Below are 21,717 nucleotides of genomic sequence, written 5' to 3'. Positions count from 1 at the left end.
GGCAATTGCAGTACGTCCACGACTCGTGCAACCGGCTCGGCCTGCCAAGGCTCGTGCACGTCGGTGATGACCGGCATGCCGAATTCGGCCTTCACTTTTTCGAAGATGCGCAAGCCTTCTTCGAGGCCGGGCCCGCGATAAGATTTAATGGAGGAACGATTCGCCTTGTCGAAGCTGGCCTTGAATATATAAGGAATGTTCAGCCGTGACGTCACGCGCATGAATTCTTCGCAAGCTTTCAGGGCAAGATCGGCGGACTCAAGCACGTTGAGTCCACCAAACAGAACGAAAGGTTTGTCGTTCGCAATGACGATGCGGTCTTGAATCTTGAGGGTCGGCCGGGTCATGGGAGATCCGATATGGGTGACGAAAGGCGAAATAACTATTGCCGATTTTATCCCGTGTTACGACGCCATCGCTATTTGTTGCGCGTACGACGTCGGTAGCAAGATACAGCTCCAATGCCTTTTGAGCCAGGTTGCGCTGCTTTGTTCGTGATGAACAGCTGCACAGTCGTTTTCGCGGCGGGGTTTTGTCGCGGAAAGCGGACTTCCGGATATGGAGAGGGCGCTCGGCCACCTTGGGCGTGCGCCGTGACAAGGCGTCGTTTTAAGCCGGTGAGTTCGACTTCCTAGGTTTTGCGTTTGGGCGGCTGTATTCAGCAAAGACCGGTCAGGCCCGTATGGGCATGAAGCCGTCGAAGAAGAGTACCCGACGCCTGGTGAAAAAGGCTCATGCAACGACGCCCCTTAGGACGGTATGGCAAGTGGGCCGCGACAATTAGCTTGGCCGGCCGCGCTGCTTGACGCTCTCTAGGCAAGAGACCACGGAGTTAGTGGGCAAGTTGAACCGCACGTTGCGCGGCTGGGCTAATTACTTCCAGGTAGGAAGCGTCAGCCGGGCATTCCGAGCAATCGAAAGCTACATCTTTGAGGCTGGCTGGCTCCCGAGACATCGGCCCCGAGCATCTTCGGAAAAAACCTGCTTAAGCTGTCTTTGAGCGTTCGCGATGAATAAAAGTGATGGAAAAGGTGAACGGGGTTCACCTCAATCGTCATCGCCACCAGGATCGTTGGGTATCGGTGGAACGCCCCATGGATCTGGTGGCGCGTTCGGACCTTTCACCCAATCAGGCTTTTCTCCGACGGGCGCATAATTAGTCCATGCCGCAAGTAGTTTCCATTGCGCGTTTGCCTTCAATATCTCCACCCAGAATGCGGGGTTTTGAAGCAAGTTCAAGTTCCCGTATTTCGAATTCGTCCACTTGGATGGATAGCCGAGCGACGTGATGCCCTGCGGCAACCCTCCCGCAGCGGCTAGGTCCATGTCGATTTGTTGGCCGAAAGCTAATGGCGCGAGCATCGAAAGATCAACGCCTACGACCACGCTACAGTCGTAGCCCGGGTCCGTATTCTCGCATTCAATGGTTAAAGTCCAGAGCCCATCTACAAAACGACATACAAGTTCGCCGGTCTGAAGGATGATCTTGCCGTTTAAACTCTGAGAAAGTTGCTCCATTGGAGCTGACAACGTGAAGGCCTGCACCCCTGGAATCACAGAATAGTGAGGCCCCTCTCGAGTGCTTTCTGAACACAGTTCCTGCGTTGCCCATACTTTGTCTCGTGTTGAGAGCGGCCGCTTCAGGCTGACCGAGGGCCGTAGAGGCGTCACGTCCCGCTCGCCGATGATTTCGCGGAACGTATTCTCTTCATCGCTTGCCCACACTTTCACGTGCGCGCCAGGAATCGCATTCCGTGGCAATACCGCGAAGGAGCCTTCGATGAGCGGGTCAAAAAGCTGCAACGGTTCCAGTCGCGGATGCTCTTCAACCTGAAGCGCTGGGCCTTCGATCCAGACGCCGGCGCAAGAAATTTGGCGAACCCAGACTTTTTCTGGCACGCTCAAGTAGGGCGACACACCTAAATTGCGGACAGCGGTCGTCGCATGAACGCGCGGCGATAGTTGCATCGGACCATTTCCGTAGTCACCCCAGATTTCGAGATGCGTTCTAGGACTTGTGTTTACCGATACCGCGCGAGCGCATCTGTACAGATGAGGAGCCAACGTTGGATCCGGCACCGGGGACGCACCGACGATATTCACCGTCGCAGATGTGGAGAACTTACACAGTTCGAGGGTGACAGTGACCGACTTGTTCTCAGGAAGCGGTTCAATCGGCACGTCCCACTTCGTCACCATCGGTGGAACCATATAAAGCAACGGTTGCTTATCTTGCACTGTGATGGTCAGCGATGCTCCGCCAACTAGATTCGAGACAATTAAGGATGGTGAGCCTGCACACGGGGGCTCAATCTCAAGCGGTCCCGGGGTAGTTGCCGGCAAAATATCACCCTCAAACAGATCGGACGGATGTTCATGGCATCGCGGCATCGCTTGCGAAACGATGATCTTGTCGCCTGTCGCAGGAAACGGTGCAGACAATTGAAAATCTAATTCGTCTAAGTCGAAGGTCGCAGTTTCCTTCAAACCATCCGATTTGCGTTCGATTGTGACTTCCGCGCCGTCGATAATCTCGCTGACGGGAACGGACCATTCGCATCCTCTCGGCATGGGCGCGCCGACTTTGGGTGTCGGAAGCTTGCCGAATGGAGACGGTGACGTTGTCCCAGATGCAACCAGGGGAATGCCACCCAATGGGGGAAAAGGAGGGGGGGCCGATTGTATTGCCGTGATAGACGCTTCCGGACCTGGCAGTTTCGCGTTTAGCGCTAGGCGCGCATCTCCGTTCTGATCCGCTCTTCCTTGGCCAATCGGATTCCCATCGGCCGCGACTGAAACTACGGCCCCGGGAGCAGCGCCCTGCAGCCAAAGTGCTCCGCCGCATCGATACAGTTTCGATCGGAAGGACATCGATGGAAGATCAGTGTGATTTGTTGGCGATGCGCTGACAATGACGGCGAGCTCGCTCGGAGTTGGATCGCTTTTGTCGCCAGCTAGAGATTGAATTGCCACTAGCTGTTGCTGGGCCTTCAGGCTACTAACGACCGGGACGAAATCGCGGCCTCCGGCGGCTATACCTTTTGCCACGATTGTCGGCAAAGCCTCATCGGTCTGCACGACGATAGTTGCTCCGGGCCAGCAGCCTTCAACGACGATCCTATCTAGCCATTCCGCAACGGGACCGACGACGGAAGGCAATCCAAGCGCCATGATTCTCCCCATGTGTGCGGGAAAAAAGTGTCAGTTCATAGCCATACATTCTGTTGACTCGAATCGTTTTGACTTCTTGGGCTTCTATCGACGATATGAACGAACAGTCGTGCGACCAAGAACCGTACAGTTCTACCGCATATGTCAGCATAGGCGAGAGCTTTCAAGTTGCAAGCGAAAGTTGAAGGCTTCGAGCGCAAAACGCCACATTCCGCACATTCGTCGATATTCCAGAGCGCTGCATTAGAACTAACGTTGGCGGCGAATGCGCAGCTTAATCGTCCAGTTATACAGCGTTGGCCGACTCACGCCTCTCTTTCTCGGCAACCACGCACGCGCCGTGCTCTCTGGTGCCCAGTTCGATGCCTACCGCCTGCTTTACCCTCCTTTGTGATTCGCGAACGCAGTCAACGGCTCGACCGAAAATTCGTCTTTTGATTTCAGGCCGCAAATCTTCGATCCTAGCGGCAAGAGTCTCGCGACTCGGATAACCCAAAGTCGTCAAGGTTGCGGAGGATCTCAGTCGAATGCTTACCGCCATTGAGGTGTTGGCGGCCAACGATATATCCCTATCGATCGCCGAATTTCGACAATGACGTCTTCGCTGATAGTCGATGCAGATACTTGTAAGGCAACACCGCCCAGAGCCCTAAAATGGCTGAAGCTGCCGCAATCGCGAAACAAATTCCCATGAGATGGCCAAAAACTTCCGAGACCACAAGATTGCTCGACAGGACTAGAGCGAAGGAAAGAAAAATAGCGCCGAAGAGCAATTGTTGCGATGCAAGTCTCTTGAACTCTGGCCGATCAATAAGCGGGCGCAGGATACGATGCTGTACCGCTGGCGCTGCGAACAGAAAAAGACTCATCAACGAACAACAGAACGTCGCCAAGAAAACCCACTTTTCAGCGCTCACGATCTTCGCAAATCCACCGCTGAACGGAAGCGTAATAAGAAACGCCGTGAGAAGTTGTGCTGCCGGTAGCAAGATCCGCAGCTCATTAAGAAGGTCCGACAGATCGCCGTCGTCCCACGTATCCTCGTTGCCAGAATCAGGCTTCTTTGCGTCCATTTTGTGTTCGAAAATGCCTATAACATATAAGCAACGTACGCGCAGTACGACTAACAGGAGATTGAGCCATCCTGACATACGACGACTGCGGCGTCTGATGGTTGTTTTATCTCGCAGCTGACTTGTGCGTCGGTTACTTAAATTGCCCATGAGCAACGGCCCATCGTGCTTTTGCGCCACCCAATTTTCGCTGTAGCTCTACATGTTTATATTGCGCGTTGCGAATCTATCGTGGACACTGCAGCAACCAGTACTGTCGAGAGCTACGTTGATAAAGTTTTCCTTCACAAGAAATACGTTTCAAGTTTCAATTGCGTTTTAGAGAGTATTCGCCAAAATAGATGCGTAGACATGACGCGAAAATGATATTTTGCGTCGTCTTTCCGTCGCGCAGGAACGCCGCCGACACTCGTTCCGTCGGGAGGCAAACTACAGCCACGAGACAGCGCATCTTGTTTTACCTGCGACGCCATGCGCGCGAAGGTCAGTTTGCAGCCCGTCTATTTGCGAATTGCCAGATAGCTAAGGCAATCGCCTGAGTTCCAGTTTTTAACATCAAAGCGTGTTCATAGGGGAGAATTCTCATTAAACCGGCGTCTGGGTATCACGAACCAGCGCCGGTCTCGCGAGCGAGGCGGCTGCCGAAGCGGACCGTAATCGCGCGATGAATGTGGCAAGAACGAGGTGCATGTCGGATCCGACGGCGCACAAAATATGCACGTCGGCGCTGTTGAACGCTCAACCGAGCCGGCGGTAAAAATCCGTCATAGCTTTACATAAAGGAATTTAGCAATTTTCCGTTAGTTGTCCGAACGACCGCAGTCCTTCAGCGCTTAGCCGCGCGAGCCAGCCGGATAGTCCGAGCACGAGGGAAAACGGTCGTTACTATATACGTGCTGCCACCTCAACAGCGGCAAGCCTTCGCCGATCATCGCGAATCAACCCGGGAGTTCGTAGGCATCTGGGTTCACATAGCTCGGAACGCTGTGGACGCTGTGAACACTGGCTGCCAAGATGCCGCTGTGAACGCGCGCAATCACGCGCCCTCTCCTCGCAACACGTTGCCGGCGGTTGTTCTAGAGGGAGTGCCGGCGAAGATTATTAGTTGCGTCTGTTCGACAAACGTCCGAGTGCGAACCTGCCGTGCCGACTTGCTTTGATCCTAAACCATCGTTAACCGGCAGCCCATGCCGTGACGGCGGACAGTCATCGCCCTCCAGCACTGCACTTCCATCTCGCGACGTCACCCAGCAACAGTTCCCTCGGTTCTCCACCCGAAGCGCACCTGAGCGAAACGCGGCATCTAACCGTCCTTATTGCATCTTCCGAGCGCTCACACTGCACGCTCTTCCTCGTCGCTCAAGCTCTGGTCGAAACCTGCGCGCAACGGATTTGCGCGCGCACAAGATTGATCTGCCGCTATGTCCGCTTTGCGCGGGAGGCCTTTGCGGCGCTGGGCGCCTTCCGGGTCTTCGTCGAGCGCGCAGGCGTTGCGTTCGCTTCGGACTTCGACTTGCTGGTGCCACCCGTTTTGGTATCAGCAGTGAGAATCAGAAACTTGGTTCTGTCCTTTACCGACGCCAACCATCCCGGCGCCTTGCCGCGACCGCTCCACTCGGCTCCCGATTTGGGATCTCGATACTTCGCCGGTTGGGGACCGCGCGGGTAGTTCCCGATGCGCTTGCCGGAGTGGCTATCGTTAGACTCGACTGCAGCAGAGATGAGGAACCTCGCTCGATTCTTGACCTTCGCTATCCACGCCGGCGCTCGGCCTCGACCGCTCCACGTCGCGCCCGTCTTCGGATCACGGTATTTGCCGATCGCAGCTAGCGGAGCGGCGGCCGATTCCTTTGCTGCGCCCGCTCTTCCTCGCTTAGTCAGGTCGTCGATTGTGAGGCCATGCTCTTTCATGAGCGAACGAATCTTTGCGACCACAGCAATCGCCTGCTTCTTTTGAATCGCGTCAGCTCGAGCCTGCAATTTGCTAATCCTTTCTTCGATGTTTGAGAGAGTCGCCATATTCTCCCCTGGGTTGTCTGACCTTCAGCACTATGCCATACGTTCTTTCTTCGAGGAATGTGCTTGTCGCTGAAAGGTCCGGCTGGCGGACGTTACGGCAGGTCCAGCAGCAGGGGCAGGAAGGCCGTTGAACAGCATCGCGATGCGCGGGCCGCGGTCAACGCGCCCCGCACCCGGGAGCAGATGGCAACGGCGGACCCGCTATGTGTGGGGCCGCAGCGGTCGAAGATAGAGGCTGCTTATCCAGCGCTTCTGAGTTCCCTCTCTCGCGGACGTGAATCGCTGAGCATTGCGGTTCGGCCGTCGTAGGCGGACAACCTCCCTGCGTGTCGTGACTCAGCCGAGCCTCGGCTGGGCATCTTTCCGCGATTCAAGATGCTAGCAAAAGACACCAGCGGGCAGCATAACGGTCTCTGGTGGCAGGCGTCGGTTAGAACAACTCTTCGTTGTCGATCGATCTGAAGCGTGGCTTGACACTGCCATTAGCATCTTCGCCGTTCGCAAAATTGCTCGCAAAACGGAAGCCGTTGCGCCCTTTGCGTTTGGCCTCATACATCGCGGCGTCAGCACGACCAAGAATCAGTTCACCGGTTGAGTTCTCCCAACCGGTGCACATAGCGATGCCTACGCTTGTGCCGAGCCGCAGGCTCGACCCTCTAAAACTGAAAGGACGCCCAACCGAGCGGCAAATGTCTTGTGCTATTCGACTGCACGCGTCCGTCGTCGATGTGCCACGACTGATGATGACGAACTCATCGCCCGCGAGCCGGGTGACCGTGTCGCAAGAGCGGACCACGCGTCTCAAGCGTACGGCAACTTCCTTCAGTACTTCGTCGCCTGCGTCATGGCCGTAGCTGTCGTTGATCTTCTTAAAGCCATCGAGGTCAAGGAAGAACGTTGCAAATGGAATGCCTTTGTATTGCGCGTCGTTAAGCACCTCGTCGAGATGGCGTTGCAAGGCGCGCCGGTTCGGCAAGCCGGTCAAGGCATCTCTCATTGCCTCTTCGCGCATAGCGTGTTCGGCGCGCTTGCGCTCGGTCACGTCCTGCGACATAACATAAAAGCCGACCACGCGGTTTTCCCTGATGTCAGGGATGTAAGTGGAACTCCAAACGCGGTCCTTCGTCCTGTCATAACGGACATTGTCGTGAATTGTGCGATTGCCGGCCAGTGCGCCATCAAAGCATGGCTTCAGTTCGGCGAAGAGTTCCCTGTCCAGAACGTCTGACAACCGCTTACCCCGCACCTCGGCAGGGTCCACGCCAAATACCTGGCGGTAAACCTCATTGTTGAACGTGTAGCGTAGATCCGAATCGACGTGAGCAATTAGAACCGGGAGGTTGTCAGCAATCGTCTGTAGTGCCGCGCGGCTGCTCGCTAGTTCGGACGTCCTTTGTATGACGCGATTTTCCAGTTCCGACTGATAGTCGCGCAGGAACTGCTCGCTGCGTTTCCTGCTGCTGATGTCTTGCACCACACTGATGAAGTGAAGCGGGCGTTGCTGATTGTCGCGCACGAGCGCGACGGTGAGATCCACCCAGACAACCGAGCCGTCGGGTCGACGATAACGCTTTTCCAGGCTGTAAGTCTGGATCCGGCCAGCGAGTAGATCGGTTACACGTTGCAGGTCCGGCGCAAGATCTTCCGGCACGGTAATGTCGGCGAACGTCATCCGCATCAGTGCGTCCGCGGTGTAGCCGGTAATCTCGCAAAGTTTTGGATTGACGTCGAGGAAGCGGCCCTTCAAGTCGACGATCGCCTTACCGGTAGGCGTTTTCTGGAAGATAGTCGCGAATCGCGCCTCGCTAACCAGAAGATTGCGTCTGTCGAGTTGTTGGACTCGGCGTGTGTCGCGGATTGTCTCGCGCTGTATGAGTTCGCGTTCAACTATGGCTGCCAGGTCAACAAGCGCCTCACGCTGCGGTTTAGAGATTAAACGCGGAGCTGCGTCAATGGCACAAAGCGTCCCGAGGACGAGCCCCTCGCTGGAACGCAGTGGAACGCCCGCGTAGAACCGTACGAACGGTGCGCCGGTGACCAGCGGATTGTCGGCGAAACGCGGGTCGGTTAGCGTGTCCTCAACTATCAGCATGGCATTTTCGCTAACAACGTGCGAGCAAAACGCGATCTCGCGGGTTGTTTCGCATACCTCGAGGCCGACGCGAGACTTGAACCACTGACGGTGCTCATCGACCAAAGAAACAAGCGCAATCGGCACCTGCAGTATTTGCGCGACAAGACGCGTTACACGGTCGAATGCCTCCTCCGGCGCGGTATCGAGCACCGCGAGACTGCGCAGGAGGCGAAGTCGAGCGGGTTCGTTATCAGAAAGCGGGGCAGAAAGCATGATTGGATGAGTCGTCCTCGCGACCGGGCTGACTGTCTTCTGCTTGACGAGCTGACTTCAACGGCATCGTCTGCGCAAATGACTATAGACGTCCTCAAATGGGACGAAGCTACGAGTTGGATGATAAAACAGGTAGTATTTCGCGATTATAGAAGACCACGATCTGGTAGGCGACAATCCGCAGGTAACCGCTGCTTTAGCTGTGCCGACTTGCATAGACGCACCGCGCCTTTCGACGTCCTTTTGTTCTTTACGCCAGCTGTCCGGTTTCCCGGCGCGCGTGTCCTAGATACGTAGCGCGCAGACTTCGCAAAGCTGCAAAGTTTTGCGGCCATACAACTGGTCAGCGCGCGGATGGCAGCGTAACAGGGAACGGCCTGGCGTCCAACATGCGCATCCACTGTCGGAAGTGGCTGCTCTACGAGCTAACGTCAATAGTGGTGTATGGGCAGCATCGTGACGGTCGATTTCAAGCGGCGAGTTTCTGCTGAGCCGGTCGATCGTCTTGCACCGGTTCGCCGTCCTTGAAGGGGACGCCTTCGAGCAACAGCTTGATCTTTTCCGGTCCGTTGATGCGGCGCCAGGTTTTCTCCGCCTCCTCGATCAGCTTGAATGCCAGACCGAGGAAGGTAGGCCGCGACACGCAGTTACGCGTACGCGTCGTTCGATGACGTACCGTCGCGAACGTCGACTCGATCGCATTGGTCGTCCGCAAATGCTGCCAGTGCTCAGCGGGGAAGTCGTAGAACGCCAGCAGGCTCTCGCGATCCTTTTTCAGCGTCTCGGTTGCCTTCGGATACTTCGCCGAATGGATCGACATGAACCGGTCGAAAGCGGCGTACGCGTCGGCTCGTGTGGCAGCCATCCAGATCGCCTGCATGTCCGCCTTTGCGCGTGCTTGTTGCGACTTGGGTAGTGCATTGAGCACATTGCCCATCTTGTGGAACCAGCAGCGCTGGCCGCGCGTCGCGGGAAACACCTCTTCCAAAGCCGCCCAGAAGCCCATTGCACCGTCGCCGACGGCCAGCCGTGGACCCGCTTGCAAGCCCCGCGCTTTCAGGTCGAGCAGCAGTTCACGCCACGATGCCTTTGTTTCCCGATACCCGTCACCGATTGCCACGCGCTCTTTGCTCCCATCCGGCTTCACGCCGATGATCACCAGCAGGCATTGGCCATCGGAGTTCTCGCTGCGCAGCCCGGTGTGTATGCCGTCGACCCACCAATAGACGTAGTACGACTTCGACAGGTCACGCCGGCTCCACGCGGCATGCTCGTCTGCCCACTGCGCCTTCAACCGACTCACGACATTCGCCGACAAGCCCTTCGCGTCATCGCCGAGCAGCACACGCAGCGCTTCGCCCATATCGCCCGTCGAGATGCCTTTCAAATACAGCCACGGCAGCGCCGCGCTAACACGGGGCGATTTCCTGACGTACGGCGGGACGATCGATGAATTGAACTTCACCCCTGATCCTGATCGATCGCGTACCATCGGTACCCTCACGGGGACCGGCCCGGCCGCCGTCAATACCTCGCGTTGGGGCAAGTAGCCGTTGCGCACCACCGCACGTTGCCCGTGCAGTGTCTTCACGTTCGTGAAGCGTTCAAGAAGCTCTGCCAGCTCCGCTTCAATCGCTTGCTGAATTACTTGCTGCGCCCCTTGACGGATCAGGTCGTCCAGTCCGAGGCCGGCTCCTGATAGACCAATGACCGCTTTTTTCGTATCCTTGCTCATGGTGGATGGTTTTGTTGTTCGCTGGTTTCCGACTTCGACAATCAGATTCTCAGCTAAAACCACCACCGCCTTCAATTTCCCGCCTGAACTCCCCCGTACACCACTTCCGACTTTAGCTCCTGCTCTACAGCGCGGTGGTTCTGCTGGTGCTCGCTAACGTCATCAACATCGCGGCGGCCCCCTCGGCGATGGCGCGCGATCCACTTGTAAGATCCGGTCAGCAAGAACTGTACGTGGGCATGCTCGGAGCCCTGTCGGTCGTCGTGTGACCTTCATTCCCTATGACAGGTACGCGCGCCTGCTCAAATGGTCGGCGCTGGGGCTCTTGGCGTATGTCGTTGCTCTTACGGTGCCTAACAGGTGGGCCAATGTGGCTCATGCCATAGTATGGCCGCGCGTCTTATTGTACGTCGGACTGCGTATTTCGGATCCGTAATCGGGCATTGACCAGAACGACACGACCTCAATGCGATCGACGACCTACAATCGCTTTTCCTAGCACTGCCCGCGGCTCTTCGGTCTCTGCGCTCCTTCGAGTGCCGAAGGAGGTGCGAGCCTTATATGTCTTCGCGCACGGTGCCGGGGCGGGCATGCAGCACGCCAGGCAAAGGACTCTTGCCGACCCATACCCGTCTTTCGACTCAGCGCGAGCCCAACGACAGCTTCAGAACTGGAATCGACGCTAGGAATCACGATCGGTCTCCGGTACTCGGCCTATTTCTCGCACGATCATCCGCGCTGCTAGGCGCGAGCTAGCCTTGTGAATCTCCTATCGCCACGAATGGGGTCTTCAATAGGACCGCTTTCGCAACCGCACTGCCGGAAGGAAGGTGAACTGTATTCGACGCTTGTCAGTCCAGCAGCGGCACGGTCTCGCGCTCGTCCGCCTCGAACCATGCAGGATTGCGCGCTGCTATCGGTCCGAGGGTGACCAGAATCTCGCGCAGGTGCGCGCGCATCGCGTCTTCCGCTGCGTTCGGATCGTGCGCGCGCAAGGCGCCCAGAATCTTTGCGTGCTGTTTGATGAGATGATCGAGCGGCGAATCGTCGGGCAGGCTGAGATAGCGAACGCGGTCCATCTGCGCCTTGATGTCCTGAATCGCTTCCCACGCGGCCCCGCAATCGATCGTCTGGGCGATGGTGAAATGGAACGCTTCGTCGAGCGCCAGAAACGCCGCCGTATCGTTGGCCTTGGCCGCAACTCGCTGATCACGCAGGTTCTCCGTCAACTGCTTGATCTGTTCGTAGGTAATGTGCTGCGCAGCCTTGCGTGCGACGGCGGTCTCTATCGCTTCGCGTATGAACCGCCCTTCCCGCACGCGTCGCGGTGAAATCCGTTTGACGAACGTTCCCCGCTGCGGCAGCACCTGAAGGACTCCCGCTTCCACAAGCTTGATGAACGCCTCGCGCACGGGCTGGCGCGATACGTGGAACATGTCGGACACTTCCTTCTCGGACAGCGGCGTGCCCGGCACCATCTCGCCCGCGAAGATCGCTTGCCTAAGTGCGCGGTAGATCTGCCGCGTGATCGGCTCAGGTGACTCCATCGATACCTGCGCGCTCAGGTCCGGCAGCGTAGAAGGAGAATGTGCTGAGTCACCGACGCGCCGGCGTCCGCGCCGCGGCGGGGCACTAGGCGTGGCTTCGGCACCGGCGATGATCGGTTCGGCGGCTTTTAGTCGGGAGGCTTTCATCGTTGTTGATACGGTGGGAACGACATCGCACAATCGCCATGCCTTGTCACCATACTACTATTTTTCATTGCGACTTCGATTCGCGGGCGGCAATGATCGCTCATCTTCGGGCAGCCGGCGAACCGCCAGCGATGGTCGTGACGATGATGATCAGCGCACCGTACACCACCGCGCGCAGGCCTGCGCCTGCCCCGCTCGCATTCAGCAGCGCGTTGATGAGGAAAAGGAAGCATGCGGCTCCCCAAACGCCCGTCGGGCTTGCGCGACCGCCCGAAACCTGCGTGCCGCCGATCACCACCACGGCCACCGACAACAACATATAGTCCGCGCCCATGTCGAGCGTCGCTCCGCCGGAGAAAGAAGCGAGCAGCAACGCGGCAATCGCGACGAGCACTGAACAACTGACGTACGTCGCGCATCGCACGCGCTCGACGCGCACGCCTGCGAGATCGGCGGCACGCGCGTTCTGGCCGACTGCCGAGAGGCTTCGTCCCGGCACGAGCCGAAACAGCGCCACCGCGACCAACCCCGTCACCACGAGCGCCAGAAACGCGAGGCTCGACACGCCCGCCACCCGGCTCAGCGCGAAATTTTCGAGCAGCGGTGGCGGCGCCGCGCTCCCGCGTCCGAGGCTAATGGCGGTCGATTGCAGCACGAAGCTTGAAGACAGCGTCGCGATGATCGGCGGAATGCGCAGCAGGCGGATCAGCGCATAGTTAAAAAGGCCGATGCCGATGCCCGTGCCCACCGCTGCTGCTATGCCCACCGCGAGTGCGCCATCGTGCGCGGCCATCACGCGCATGGCGACACCGCCGCAGAGCGAGATCGTCGCGGGGATCGACAAATCGATGTTGCCTGGGCCACTCGTCACGACCAGCATCTGACCGAGCCCGACGAGCACCGTGAACACCACGAATGCGGACGCCGCGGACAGCATGTTCCCCGCTGTGAATGCGCCGAACGAGACCATCGCGGCAATACCGACGATGATGGCGCCAGCTACGGACCAAACCCAAGGCAGATCGCGCAGCGTTGCGAGGAACGATGAGTTCTTAGTTGTGTTCATTGACGAACTCCTCGGTTGCGAAACAGCAGACGCAGCGACAACACCACGATCAGGATCACGCCTTGCAAGCCGACCTGCCATTCCGGCGCGATCTGCAGAAATGACAGAAACGATGAGGCAAGCGTTAGCGTGATTGCACCGAGCACGGCGCCGAGTGCCGAAACGCGGCCGCCTACGAATTCGCCGCCGCCGAGGATCACGCCGGCAATCGAAAGCAGCGTATAGCGCAACGCGATGTTTGCATCCGCCGATGTGGTGAGACCAAGCAGCGCGAGGCCAGCGAACACGCCGAAGAGTCCCGCGCAGCCGAACAGCAACGCCTTCGCGCGGATGACCGACCAGCCGAAGCGCCGCATCGCGCCGGGATTGCCGCCCACGCCACGGAGCGCGACGCCGGCCGGCGAACGCATCAGAAGCAGATGGGCAACGAGCGCGATGCCCGCCGTCCAGACGAGCGGCGCGGGAATGACCGGCGACTTGAAGCCCATGAGCGAAGACAGCCAGTCGGGGCTCGTGCCGCCGGGCGACGGCAGCAGCAGCACTGAAAGCCCGTTCCAGATGAACGACAGCCCGAGCGTCACGACCACCGACGATATCCGTCGCATTTCGATCAGCGCGCCGATGAGCGCATACGCCACCACGCATGCCGCGAGCGCAAGACAGCCGAGCCACGGCGTCTTGACGAGCAGCGTCGCGCCGATGCACGCAACGAGGCTCACGAAGGAGCCGATTGACAGGTCCAGCTCGTTCGCAGTGATCACCGCGAGTTGCGAGAGCGTCGCCAGCACGATTGGCACGCCAAGATTCAGCAACATGACGATGCCGAAGTAGCTGAGCGCGTTGGGCTGAATGATCGCCATCGGCACGAGCACGGCCAGCAGCGACACCACGGGCAGGAGGGCCTTCCGGTCGATGCGCCTTGCGGGGCGGGAGGAAGCCGCGTCAACGGCCGTCGTCGTGTTCATGCGGGAACCTCGTCAAAGCTTGCGGCCAGCAGCGTGTCTTCGGTGCACTCGCTTGCATTGAGCACGCGAGTCACATGGCCCGCGCGAAATACATACGTCCGGTCGCAATAGGCAAACTCGTCGTTCTCGGTCGTGTACCAGAGGAACGTGCGGCCCTTCGCGGCTTCGGTCTGCAAAAGCCCGTAGATTTCCAGCTTCGTGCCGATATCGACGCCTCGCATGGGATCGTCCATGAGCACGAGTTCGGCATCGGATGCAAGTGCGCGGGCGAACAGCACTTTCTGCTGGTTGCCTCCGGACAGCGCGAGAATCGGATCGGACGCTCCCGCGCCGCGAATGTTGATGCGCTGCTTCCATGTGTCGAACAGCGACGCGAGGCGCTGACGATCCACCCACGCCGAACTCTTGCGGTCGTAGAGCGAGCGAACGTCGAAATTCTCGGCGATGCTCCAGTCCGCGAACACCCCGTCGGCGCGCCGGTCCCCCGCGACGAACGCGACAGTCTGATGCGAGCCGCGTTTGCGCGCCTGAGCGTAGATGTCGAGAAGCGCATCGGTCTGGCCCTGGCCTGCGAGTCCGGCGAATCCGACGATGCTGCCACGCGCCGCTTCGATCTTCGTGCGGGCGCGCGGACCGACCGCCCAACGAAATCTCGCCTGCGCCGTATCTGCCTGCGCCACGTGTTTTGGCGCGGGCGCCGCCTCTTCCGTGAACTGGCCCATCGCGCGTATGATGTGTTCCTTCTCGAGGTTTTGCGCGGCCAGCGTCGAGACGATCTGGCCGTCGCGCATGACCATCACGCGGTCGGCGCTCTGAAGCATCTCTTCGAGCATGTGCGTGATCAGAATACAAGTGATGCCCTTGCCCGCGCACTCGCGGATATACGCCAGAAGCTGTTGCGCCGTGTAGCGGTCGAGGCTCGACGTTGGTTCATCGAGAATCACGAGGCGCACGGGCGCGTCTACCTGCGCAAAGCCGCGCGCGATTTCGACCATCTGCTGCTGGGTGAGTGACAGATCGCCGACTACGTCCGTCCCGCGCAGTCCGTGTCCCGGAAAGATCGCATCCAGCTGGGCCTCGATAATGCGACGCGCATGCTTGCGCCAGCCGAACTGGCGCAACTGCGGATGCACTGCGCGCATGTTCTCTTCGATGGTCAAGTTAAGACACAGCGACAGTTCCTGGAACACGCAGCGGATGCCGAGTTCGCGCGCGGTTGCGGCGTCGAATCCGTTCGGGTGACGCTCGCCGTCTATGCCTATCGAGCCGTCACTGGCGCGACGCGCGCCGGACAAAACGGACATCAGCGTGGATTTGCCCGCGCCGTTATGCCCGGCGATCGCAACACATTCGCCGCAGGCGAAATCGAAGTCCACGCTCTGCAGCGCCCGCACCGGTCCGAACGAGACGGACAGTCCGCGAACCGACAACAGCGTCGACAACCCGGTTGGGGCGTGCGGCTGGGCGAGGACCGTGCTTTCTGAATGATTCATCCGTATGGCTCCGGATGTAGTGAGAAACTGTGGGGCGGGCTGCTGACAGCCCGGCCCGCGAGCGAAGACGGGGCGCTTACTTCTTCGCGCCCTGCACCATGTCTACCACCTGCTCGCGCGAGAACACGTTGCTCGCCACGGTCCCCGGCGCCGTTTTCGGCAAGACGGTCGCGAGCGATTCCGGCGTGACCGTGAGGGTCGGCAAGGACATGTCGTGAGGCAGCTTGTTGCCCGCGAGGATCTGCTGAGCCGCCCAGAACGCGAAGGTCGAGGAACCCGGATCGGCCGCGATCGACATCGTCTTGTAGTTGCTCACGCCCTGCTGCTGCCACCACGCGAGCTCTTCCTGACGATTGCCGAGGATGATCGTCGGCACCTTCCGGCCTGCGGCCCGGAACGCTTGAGCGACGCCGTAGCCGTCACCGCCTTGCGTCACCACACCGTCGATCTGGGGGAGCGAGGGCAGGATGCCCGCGACTTCCTTCTGCGCGACCGTCTGCGTCCATTGTCCATACACGGAGCCGACGATCTTCATGCCCGGATACTTCTTGATCTCGTCGACGATACCCTGGTGAATGTCATCGTCCACGGACACACCAGCGAGGCCACGGACTTCAAGCAGATTGCCTTTGCCGCCGAGTTGCTTGGCCAGAAAGTCCACTTGCGATGCACCCATCTTGTGGAAGTCCGCCGCGATGCGGTAAGCACACGGTTCCGTCACGATGCCGTCGAACGACACGACGACGACGCCCGCCGCGCACGCCTGCTTAATCGAGCCATTGAGCGCCGTCGGCGAGGCGGCGTTGATGACGATGGCCTTGTAGCCCTGCAGCACGAGGTTCTGGATCTGCTGCGCCTGCTCGGTCGCTTGATTCTCAGCGGTCGTGAATGCCGGCGCATCGGCGACAAGGCCGGCCTTCTTCGCTTGCGCCGCGACATCGGCCCAGCTCTTTAACTGCTGCTGGCGAAACGTGTTGCCCGCATAGCTATTGGACAGCGCGATCTTGTCCTTCGAGGTGTCGCCGGTTGCAACCGCAGCCGTCGCGACCGTGCTGATCGCGACAAGCGCACCGCCAACAAGTGTTGCAACACGAATTGAAGTCATCGCCACAGTCGTCTCCTAAATAGTCGAGTGAACGGTCGTCAACATCGCCACTACAGGCCAGCTTGTCCGGACCTACCGTTAATGCAATCATAGGTTCCAACCTACTACCATACAAGTAGGTAGTTTTCCGTAACCGCTGCTTGCGTTCACGCGTACCCTACGATTGCAGACTTAAAGGCGACCCGCAAAACAAGGAGATTCAGATGAGACAACCAGAACATGCGCTGGTATTCGTGGGCAGCCTCAATTGCGCGGTACCACACTTCGCCGCGGCGCACGGTTGCGGCATCACGACGCTGGCCATTGACGAGCGAACGGGCAAGCTTGAGCCACTTGCCGAAGTCGGCGGCATGGACAATCCGACTTACCTCGCGATATCGCCGGCCAGGAAAATTCTCTATGCGACGAGCGAGGTTTTTGGCGCACCGGAAGGGTCCATCGCCGCATATAGTTTCGATGACGCGACCGGCGCGATGACGCCGCTCGGCGAGCGTCGCCCGACGCGCGGCAGTCTCACGGCCTACTGCTCGACCGATCGCGAAGGCCGCCACGTATTCGTCGCTAACTATGCGCACGAAACACCAGAGGAACTGCCGGGACGGCATGTCGTGAGCTTGCCGGTACGTGCGGACGGATCGCTGTTGGAGGCCGCCGAAGAGTTCGCGCATCGAGGCGCGGGGCCGCATGCGGATCGCCAGGGCGTGCCGCACGCGCACTGCATCGCGGTGTCGCCAGACAACCGCTTCGCGCTCGTCACCGATCTGGGCGCCGACACGGTCTCGACGTATCGCATCGATGCCGACGGAAGCGGCCTGCTGCCGCCTTTTATCGAGCCGTTGCGCGTTTCACCTGGCAGCGGTCCGCGTCACCTGGTGTTTCATCCGCAGCTTGCGCGCGTTTATCTGGTCAACGAGTTGAACAACACGCTATGCCGGCTTGATTACGATGTAGCGAATGGCGCGTTGAAGGTCGGCCAGGTGATCGACGCGCTCCCCGCCGACTGCGCACCGAGCCACGCGGCCGACATTGCGGTGTCGCGCGATGGACGTTGGCTCTATGCGTCGTTTCGCGGTGCAGACTGCATCGGCGTGTACGCGCTCGGAACCGACGGCGACATCACTGGGCGTCGGCAGCTTCATACGAGTGGCGGAAAGACGCCGCGCAGCTTCGCGCTGTCGCCGGCGAATCGTTATCTGCTTGTCGCGAACCAGGATAGCGACCGGCTCGTCGTGTGGAAGCTGGACGGCGAAACCGGATGTATCGTCGAGAAGGCCGATGAATGCGACATCGGCACGCCGATGTGCGTCAAGACGCATGCCTGAGCCAGCGTGAAATCAGGCAGCCCGGGCTTGCGCCTCTCGGGCTCGCTGTCCCTTCGGCTCGCGAATCCAGACGAACGCGCACAATGCGCCAAGTACGGCGATGGCGCCCGCCAGCACGAACGCCGCCCCATAAGCGCCATGCGTCGCCTCGACGATGAAGCCCGTCACCGCCGGCCCGATCACGCCCGCGAGATTGGCGAGCAGATGCACGAAGCCGCCGACGCCGCCGACGTTTTCTCGACGCACCGTATCCTGAATTACGGCCCAATACACGGAGCCTGTGACATACAGAAAAAAAATGGACACCGACATCAGCGCGACCGCGCCTTGCGTCGTTTGCACGCGGCCCGCGAATGCCGCGCAGACCGCCGCTATCGCGAGACAAACCGACAGCACGAGCCGACGCGACATCAACGGTTTGCCGGTCATGCGCAGGATGGCATCGGTGATGAACCCGCCCGCTGCGAGCCCGATGCTGCCGAGCAGCCAGGGAATAACCGTGGCGAAGCTCATGTCGCGCAGGGACATGTGATGCGCCTCGGTGAGGTAGGTCGGAAACCACGAGAGGAAAAAGAACAGTACGTAGTTGTACGCGAAGAACGCAAAGGCGGTGGCGAGAATGATCGGTTGACGCAGATAGAAGCTGAGCCCGGCCTTCTTCCCGTGCGCGCCCTGCTCCATCGACGCGGCCTGCTGTTGACCTGCGACGATCAGCTCCAGTTCCGCCTTCGAGACCCGTGCATTCTCTTGCGGATGCTCGGTCGTGGTCAGCGTCCACAATACGAGCCAGGCAAACCCGATCAGCATGATGGCGACGAAGGCCCAGCGCCAGCCGAATTGAATCGCCATATAGCCGACGATCGGCCCCGCGAGAGCGCCGCCGAGCGGCGTGCCCGAACTGATGACGCCGATGGCGCTCGCCACTTCCCGGCGCGGAAACCAGTTATTGACAATCTTGCTATTGGACGAGCTGAACGGCCCTTCGCCCATGCCGAACAGCACGCGCAGGACGATCAGCGACACGAGGCTGCTCGCGAGCGCCGTTGCGCCGCAAAAGAGCGACCAGATGCCCATTGCGCCGCCGAACACCTTCTTCGCGCCGATGCGGTCCGACAGCACGCCACCGACGAAGTTGAACAGCGCATAGCCGATGAAGAAGCTGCTGAACACCACGCCCATCTGCGCGTGCGTGAAGTGAAGGTCTTTCTGAATCAGCGGGGCAGCGATCGAAAGTGCCGCGCGGTCCAGATAATTGACGACGCCCGCCAGAAACAGCAGGCCGACGACGAACCATCGCTGGCTCTTGATCATGTCGAGTCTCCGATGCGCCGCCTTTCTTGTTCTCTTCTGGCGGCTCGATGTTGATGTCGCTCAGTCGAATTGCAGGTGAACCTTCATCGACTGATTGCGGTCTTGCGCTACTTCGAACGCGCGGTTGGCGTCAGCAAGCGGGAACGCGTGCGTCATCAGCGGCCGCAAGTCAATGCGTTGCGAGGCAAGTTCGTCGGCGGCAATCGCGTATTCGTCGGTGAAGCGGAAGGAGCCCTGATAGCGAAGTTCCTTGGCCATGACGAGATTTGCGGCGACCGGCGACTGGCCTGCCGGCAAGTTGCCGAGTTGAATCACCGAGCCGCCCGCACGCACGGCGCGCAACGCGGTGTCGAGACCGGCCGGACTGCCCGACGCTTCGATGACGACATCGAACGTGCCGCGTTCGCGCGACCATTCTTCGATACGCGCCTGATCGGTTGCAAGCACGGTTTCGTCCGCGCCGAGCGAGGCGGCCATCTGCAAGGCCTTGGATGCGAGATCGACTGCGACGATGCGATGCGCGCCCGCCCGGCGCGCCGCTGCCAGCACGATACAGCCGATCGGTCCGCATCCCACCAGCAGCATGCTTGCGCCGACCAGCGAGCCAGCCTGCTTCAGCGCATGCAGCGCGACGGCCAGCGGCTCGGCCATCGACGCTTGCGCGTAGTCGAGCGAATCCGGCACCGGCACGCATTGCCGCGCGGCCGCGGTGATGTATTGGCGGAACATGCCCTGCATGTGCGGAAACGTGGATGCGCTGCCCATGAACCGCATGTTCAGGCAGTGATTCGGCATGCCCTTCACGCAGAACCGGCACGCGCCGCAGTTGAGTCCGGGATTGACCGCGACGCGCTGACCCACGCGCAAGCCGGTTACCCCTTCGCCGAGCGCGGCGATCTCGCCCGCGACTTCATGGCCGAGCACGAACGGCTCGCGCACCTTGAAGTCGCCGCTCTTGCCCTTGAAGTAGTACGAGAGGTCCGAGCCGCAGATGCCGCCCGCGCGCACGCGAACCTGCACTTGACCCGGCTGCGGCTGCGGCGTGTCGATTTCGTCGATGAGAAGCTTCTTTGCCTCGTGAAGAACGGCTGCAAGCATGATGAGTTCCGTATTCGTTGACCAGGTGTGGTTGACGTGAAGCTGGCGTTACCAGTTCCAGAGCGTGCCGTCTTCGAGCCGCGCGACCGGGAGATACGCCGGGTCAAACGGATATTTCGCGGCCAGCTTTTCGTCGATATCGACGCCATGCCCCGGCGCGTCGCCCGGATGCATCATGCCGTGATCGAAGGACCACGCATGGGGAAACACATCGAGCGCTTCCTTCGGAAAGCCCATGTATTCCTGTACGCCGAAGTTCGGCACCCACAGGTCGAAGTGCAGCGCCGCGCCCATGCACACCGGCGAGAGATCCGACGGTCCGTGGCAGCCAGTGCGCACCTGATAGAGCGATGCGAAGTCGGCGATGCGCCGCAGATGCGTGATACCGCCCGCGTGCGTCAGCGTCGCGCGGATATAGTCGATCAGTTGCTCCTCGATCAGCTGCTTGCAATCCCAGATGCTGTTGAACACCTCGCCTACCGCAATCGGCGTGACGGTGTGCTCGCGGATCAGCCGGAAACCGGCCTGGTTTTCGGCGGGCGTCGGGTCTTCCATCCAGAAGAGCCGATACGGCTCCACCGACTTGCCGAGCCGCGCCGCCTCGATCGGCGTCAGCCGGTGGTGCACGTCGTGCAACAGATGCGTATCGAACCCGAATTTGGCGCGCACCGCTTCGAACAGTTGCGGCACGAAGTCGAGGTACTTCTCCGACGACCAGCTTTGCTCTTCCACCGCGCCTTTCGTCGCCGGCTCATACATGCCGTCGCCTTTCGAGACGCCGTAGACCGAACGCATGTTCGGCACGCCGCACTGAATGCGAATGGCCTTGTAACCTTGCTCGATGTGCTCTTCGTAGCGATCCAGTGCCTCCGGAATGTCGCGGCCCGTCGCGTGTCCGTAGACCATGACGCCGTCGCGCGACGCTCCGCCCAGCAGTTTGTAGAGCGGCGTGTCCGTGACTTTTCCGAGGATGTCCCATAACGCAATGTCGACCGCGGCTATGGCCGTCATGGTGACGGGGCCGCGCCGCCAGTAAGCGCCCTTGTAGAGAAACTGCCACGTGTCTTCTATACGGCCCGGATCGCGACCGATCAGAAGCGGACAGACGTGATCCTTCAGATACGACGCGACGGCCAGTTCGCGGCCATTCAACGTGGCATCACCGATGCCGTGAACCCCTTCGTCCGTGACAATCTTGAGCGTGACGAAGTTGCGGCCCGGACACGTCACGATGACATCGGCGCGAATGATCTTCATAAGGGATTTCCTCGGATGGCAATTCGATGAGTGACAGACTACCATACCAGTATGTCACATC

General features: G+C 59.8%; 15 protein-coding genes and 3 pseudogenes. 3 read left to right on the top strand and 15 right to left on the bottom strand.

Annotated elements, in window-relative coordinates; translation table 11 throughout:
- Nucleotides 1–347, bottom strand: a pseudogene (locus tag HWX53_RS26330) (3-deoxy-8-phosphooctulonate synthase); the annotation flags it as partial.
- A gap of 455 nt (nucleotides 348–802) precedes the next feature.
- Here HWX53_RS26330 and HWX53_RS27875 point away from each other — a divergent pair.
- Nucleotides 803–1,000 (top strand): group II intron maturase-specific domain-containing protein, encoded by a 198-nt coding sequence (locus HWX53_RS27875; protein ID WP_279612513.1) that lies wholly within the window; start codon nucleotides 803–805, stop codon nucleotides 998–1,000.
- A 47-nt stretch (nucleotides 1,001–1,047) separates the two neighbouring features.
- On the opposite strand, the gene HWX53_RS26320 is transcribed toward HWX53_RS27875, so the two are convergent.
- From HWX53_RS26320 to HWX53_RS26300, 6 genes and pseudogenes are all read right to left on the bottom strand, one after another.
- Nucleotides 1,048–3,171 (bottom strand): hypothetical protein, encoded by a 2,124-nt coding sequence (locus tag HWX53_RS26320; protein ID WP_175946405.1) that lies wholly within the window; start codon nucleotides 3,169–3,171, stop codon nucleotides 1,048–1,050.
- A gap of 270 nt (nucleotides 3,172–3,441) precedes the next feature.
- Nucleotides 3,442–3,688, bottom strand: a pseudogene (locus HWX53_RS27870) (IS3 family transposase); the annotation flags it as partial.
- A 52-nt stretch (nucleotides 3,689–3,740) separates the two neighbouring features.
- Nucleotides 3,741–4,244: a DUF6328 family protein gene (locus HWX53_RS26315; RefSeq protein ID WP_175946403.1), complete on the bottom strand. Its 504-nt coding sequence runs from the start codon at nucleotides 4,242–4,244 to the stop codon at nucleotides 3,741–3,743.
- A gap of 1,419 nt (nucleotides 4,245–5,663) precedes the next feature.
- Nucleotides 5,664–6,263, bottom strand: a complete 600-nt coding sequence (locus tag HWX53_RS26310) for an H-NS family nucleoid-associated regulatory protein (protein ID WP_175946401.1) — start codon at nucleotides 6,261–6,263, stop codon at nucleotides 5,664–5,666.
- Between the two features lie 430 nt (nucleotides 6,264–6,693).
- The gene (locus tag HWX53_RS26305; protein ID WP_175946398.1) at nucleotides 6,694–8,610 is read right to left on the bottom strand and encodes a PAS domain S-box protein; all 1,917 of its coding nucleotides are present in this window, start codon (nucleotides 8,608–8,610) and stop codon (nucleotides 6,694–6,696) included.
- 469 nt (nucleotides 8,611–9,079) lie between these two features.
- Nucleotides 9,080–10,345: an IS256 family transposase gene (locus HWX53_RS26300; protein WP_175946396.1), complete on the bottom strand. Its 1,266-nt coding sequence runs from the start codon at nucleotides 10,343–10,345 to the stop codon at nucleotides 9,080–9,082.
- 119 nt (nucleotides 10,346–10,464) lie between these two features.
- On the opposite strand from HWX53_RS26300, the pseudogene HWX53_RS27865 reads away from it, so the two are divergent.
- Nucleotides 10,465–10,700 (top strand): annotated as a pseudogene (locus HWX53_RS27865) (divalent metal cation transporter); the annotation flags it as partial.
- A 496-nt stretch (nucleotides 10,701–11,196) separates the two neighbouring features.
- Here the strand turns inward: HWX53_RS27865 and HWX53_RS26295 are convergent.
- The 5 genes from HWX53_RS26295 to HWX53_RS26275 form a co-directional block, all read right to left on the bottom strand.
- The gene (locus HWX53_RS26295; RefSeq protein WP_175946394.1) at nucleotides 11,197–12,039 is read right to left on the bottom strand and encodes a GntR family transcriptional regulator; all 843 of its coding nucleotides are present in this window, start codon (nucleotides 12,037–12,039) and stop codon (nucleotides 11,197–11,199) included.
- A gap of 100 nt (nucleotides 12,040–12,139) precedes the next feature.
- On the bottom strand, nucleotides 12,140–13,105 hold the full coding sequence (locus tag HWX53_RS26290) for an ABC transporter permease (RefSeq protein WP_175946392.1): 966 nt from the start codon (nucleotides 13,103–13,105) through the stop codon (nucleotides 12,140–12,142).
- Nucleotides 13,102–14,070: an ABC transporter permease gene (locus HWX53_RS26285; protein ID WP_175946390.1), complete on the bottom strand. Its 969-nt coding sequence runs from the start codon at nucleotides 14,068–14,070 to the stop codon at nucleotides 13,102–13,104. The genes HWX53_RS26290 and HWX53_RS26285 overlap by 4 nt, the downstream gene beginning before the upstream one ends.
- Nucleotides 14,067–15,563, bottom strand: a complete 1,497-nt coding sequence (locus HWX53_RS26280; protein WP_175946388.1) for a sugar ABC transporter ATP-binding protein — start codon at nucleotides 15,561–15,563, stop codon at nucleotides 14,067–14,069. The genes HWX53_RS26285 and HWX53_RS26280 overlap by 4 nt, the downstream gene beginning before the upstream one ends.
- Nucleotides 15,564–15,639: 76 nt before the next feature.
- Entirely contained in the window at nucleotides 15,640–16,668 is a 1,029-nt protein-coding gene (locus tag HWX53_RS26275) for an ABC transporter substrate-binding protein (RefSeq protein ID WP_175946387.1), read from the bottom strand.
- A gap of 203 nt (nucleotides 16,669–16,871) precedes the next feature.
- Here HWX53_RS26275 and HWX53_RS26270 point away from each other — a divergent pair, with 203 nt between their 5' ends.
- Nucleotides 16,872–17,990, top strand: coding sequence for a lactonase family protein (locus HWX53_RS26270; protein ID WP_175946383.1), 1,119 nt, complete (start codon nucleotides 16,872–16,874; stop codon nucleotides 17,988–17,990).
- A 12-nt stretch (nucleotides 17,991–18,002) separates the two neighbouring features.
- Here HWX53_RS26270 and HWX53_RS26265 read toward each other — a convergent pair whose 3' ends face one another.
- Genes HWX53_RS26265 through manD form a run of 3 tightly spaced genes read right to left on the bottom strand, consistent with a single transcriptional unit; the run spans nucleotide 18,003 to nucleotide 21,656 of the window.
- Nucleotides 18,003–19,301 (bottom strand): MFS transporter, encoded by a 1,299-nt coding sequence (locus tag HWX53_RS26265; RefSeq protein ID WP_175946382.1) that lies wholly within the window; start codon nucleotides 19,299–19,301, stop codon nucleotides 18,003–18,005.
- Nucleotides 19,302–19,361: 60 nt separating this feature from the next.
- A complete protein-coding gene (locus tag HWX53_RS26260; RefSeq protein ID WP_175946381.1) occupies nucleotides 19,362–20,399 on the bottom strand; it encodes an L-idonate 5-dehydrogenase in 1,038 nt (345 codons plus the stop codon).
- Nucleotides 20,400–20,447: 48 nt separating this feature from the next.
- Nucleotides 20,448–21,656: a D-mannonate dehydratase ManD gene (gene manD / locus HWX53_RS26255; RefSeq protein WP_175946380.1), complete on the bottom strand. Its 1,209-nt coding sequence runs from the start codon at nucleotides 21,654–21,656 to the stop codon at nucleotides 20,448–20,450.
- Between the last annotated feature and the right edge of the window lie 61 nt (nucleotides 21,657–21,717).

The sequence above is a fragment of the Caballeronia sp. BCC1704 genome (assembly GCF_902833455.1).
In the GTDB taxonomy this organism is placed as follows: Bacteria; Pseudomonadota; Gammaproteobacteria; order Burkholderiales; family Burkholderiaceae; genus Caballeronia.
The sequence above is the reverse complement of the archived record's forward strand: the minus strand, read 5'-3'. Positions and strand labels throughout refer to the sequence as shown.

What these genes read in the sequence shown, in the direction of transcription:
- HWX53_RS26290 (WP_175946392.1), bottom strand. Translation starts at nt 13,105, where the DNA reads ATGAACACAACTAAGAACTCATCGTTCCTCGCAACGCTGCGCGATCTG.
- HWX53_RS26260 (WP_175946381.1), bottom strand. Translation starts at nt 20,399, where the DNA reads ATGCTTGCAGCCGTTCTTCACGAGGCAAAGAAGCTTCTCATCGACGAA.
- HWX53_RS26300 (WP_175946396.1), bottom strand. Translation starts at nt 10,345, where the DNA reads ATGAGCAAGGATACGAAAAAAGCGGTCATTGGTCTATCAGGAGCCGGC.
- HWX53_RS26310 (WP_175946401.1), bottom strand. Translation starts at nt 6,263, where the DNA reads ATGGCGACTCTCTCAAACATCGAAGAAAGGATTAGCAAATTGCAGGCT.
- manD (WP_175946380.1), bottom strand. Translation starts at nt 21,656, where the DNA reads ATGAAGATCATTCGCGCCGATGTCATCGTGACGTGTCCGGGCCGCAAC.
- HWX53_RS26320 (WP_175946405.1), bottom strand. Translation starts at nt 3,171, where the DNA reads ATGGCGCTTGGATTGCCTTCCGTCGTCGGTCCCGTTGCGGAATGGCTA.
- HWX53_RS26275 (WP_175946387.1), bottom strand. Translation starts at nt 16,668, where the DNA reads ATGACTTCAATTCGTGTTGCAACACTTGTTGGCGGTGCGCTTGTCGCG.
- HWX53_RS26305 (WP_175946398.1), bottom strand. Translation starts at nt 8,610, where the DNA reads ATGCTTTCTGCCCCGCTTTCTGATAACGAACCCGCTCGACTTCGCCTC.
- HWX53_RS26315 (WP_175946403.1), bottom strand. Translation starts at nt 4,244, where the DNA reads ATGGACGCAAAGAAGCCTGATTCTGGCAACGAGGATACGTGGGACGAC.
- HWX53_RS26265 (WP_175946382.1), bottom strand. Translation starts at nt 19,301, where the DNA reads ATGATCAAGAGCCAGCGATGGTTCGTCGTCGGCCTGCTGTTTCTGGCG.
- HWX53_RS26295 (WP_175946394.1), bottom strand. Translation starts at nt 12,039, where the DNA reads ATGAAAGCCTCCCGACTAAAAGCCGCCGAACCGATCATCGCCGGTGCC.
- HWX53_RS26280 (WP_175946388.1), bottom strand. Translation starts at nt 15,563, where the DNA reads ATGAATCATTCAGAAAGCACGGTCCTCGCCCAGCCGCACGCCCCAACC.
- HWX53_RS26270 (WP_175946383.1), top strand. Translation starts at nt 16,872, where the DNA reads ATGAGACAACCAGAACATGCGCTGGTATTCGTGGGCAGCCTCAATTGC.
- HWX53_RS26285 (WP_175946390.1), bottom strand. Translation starts at nt 14,070, where the DNA reads ATGAACACGACGACGGCCGTTGACGCGGCTTCCTCCCGCCCCGCAAGG.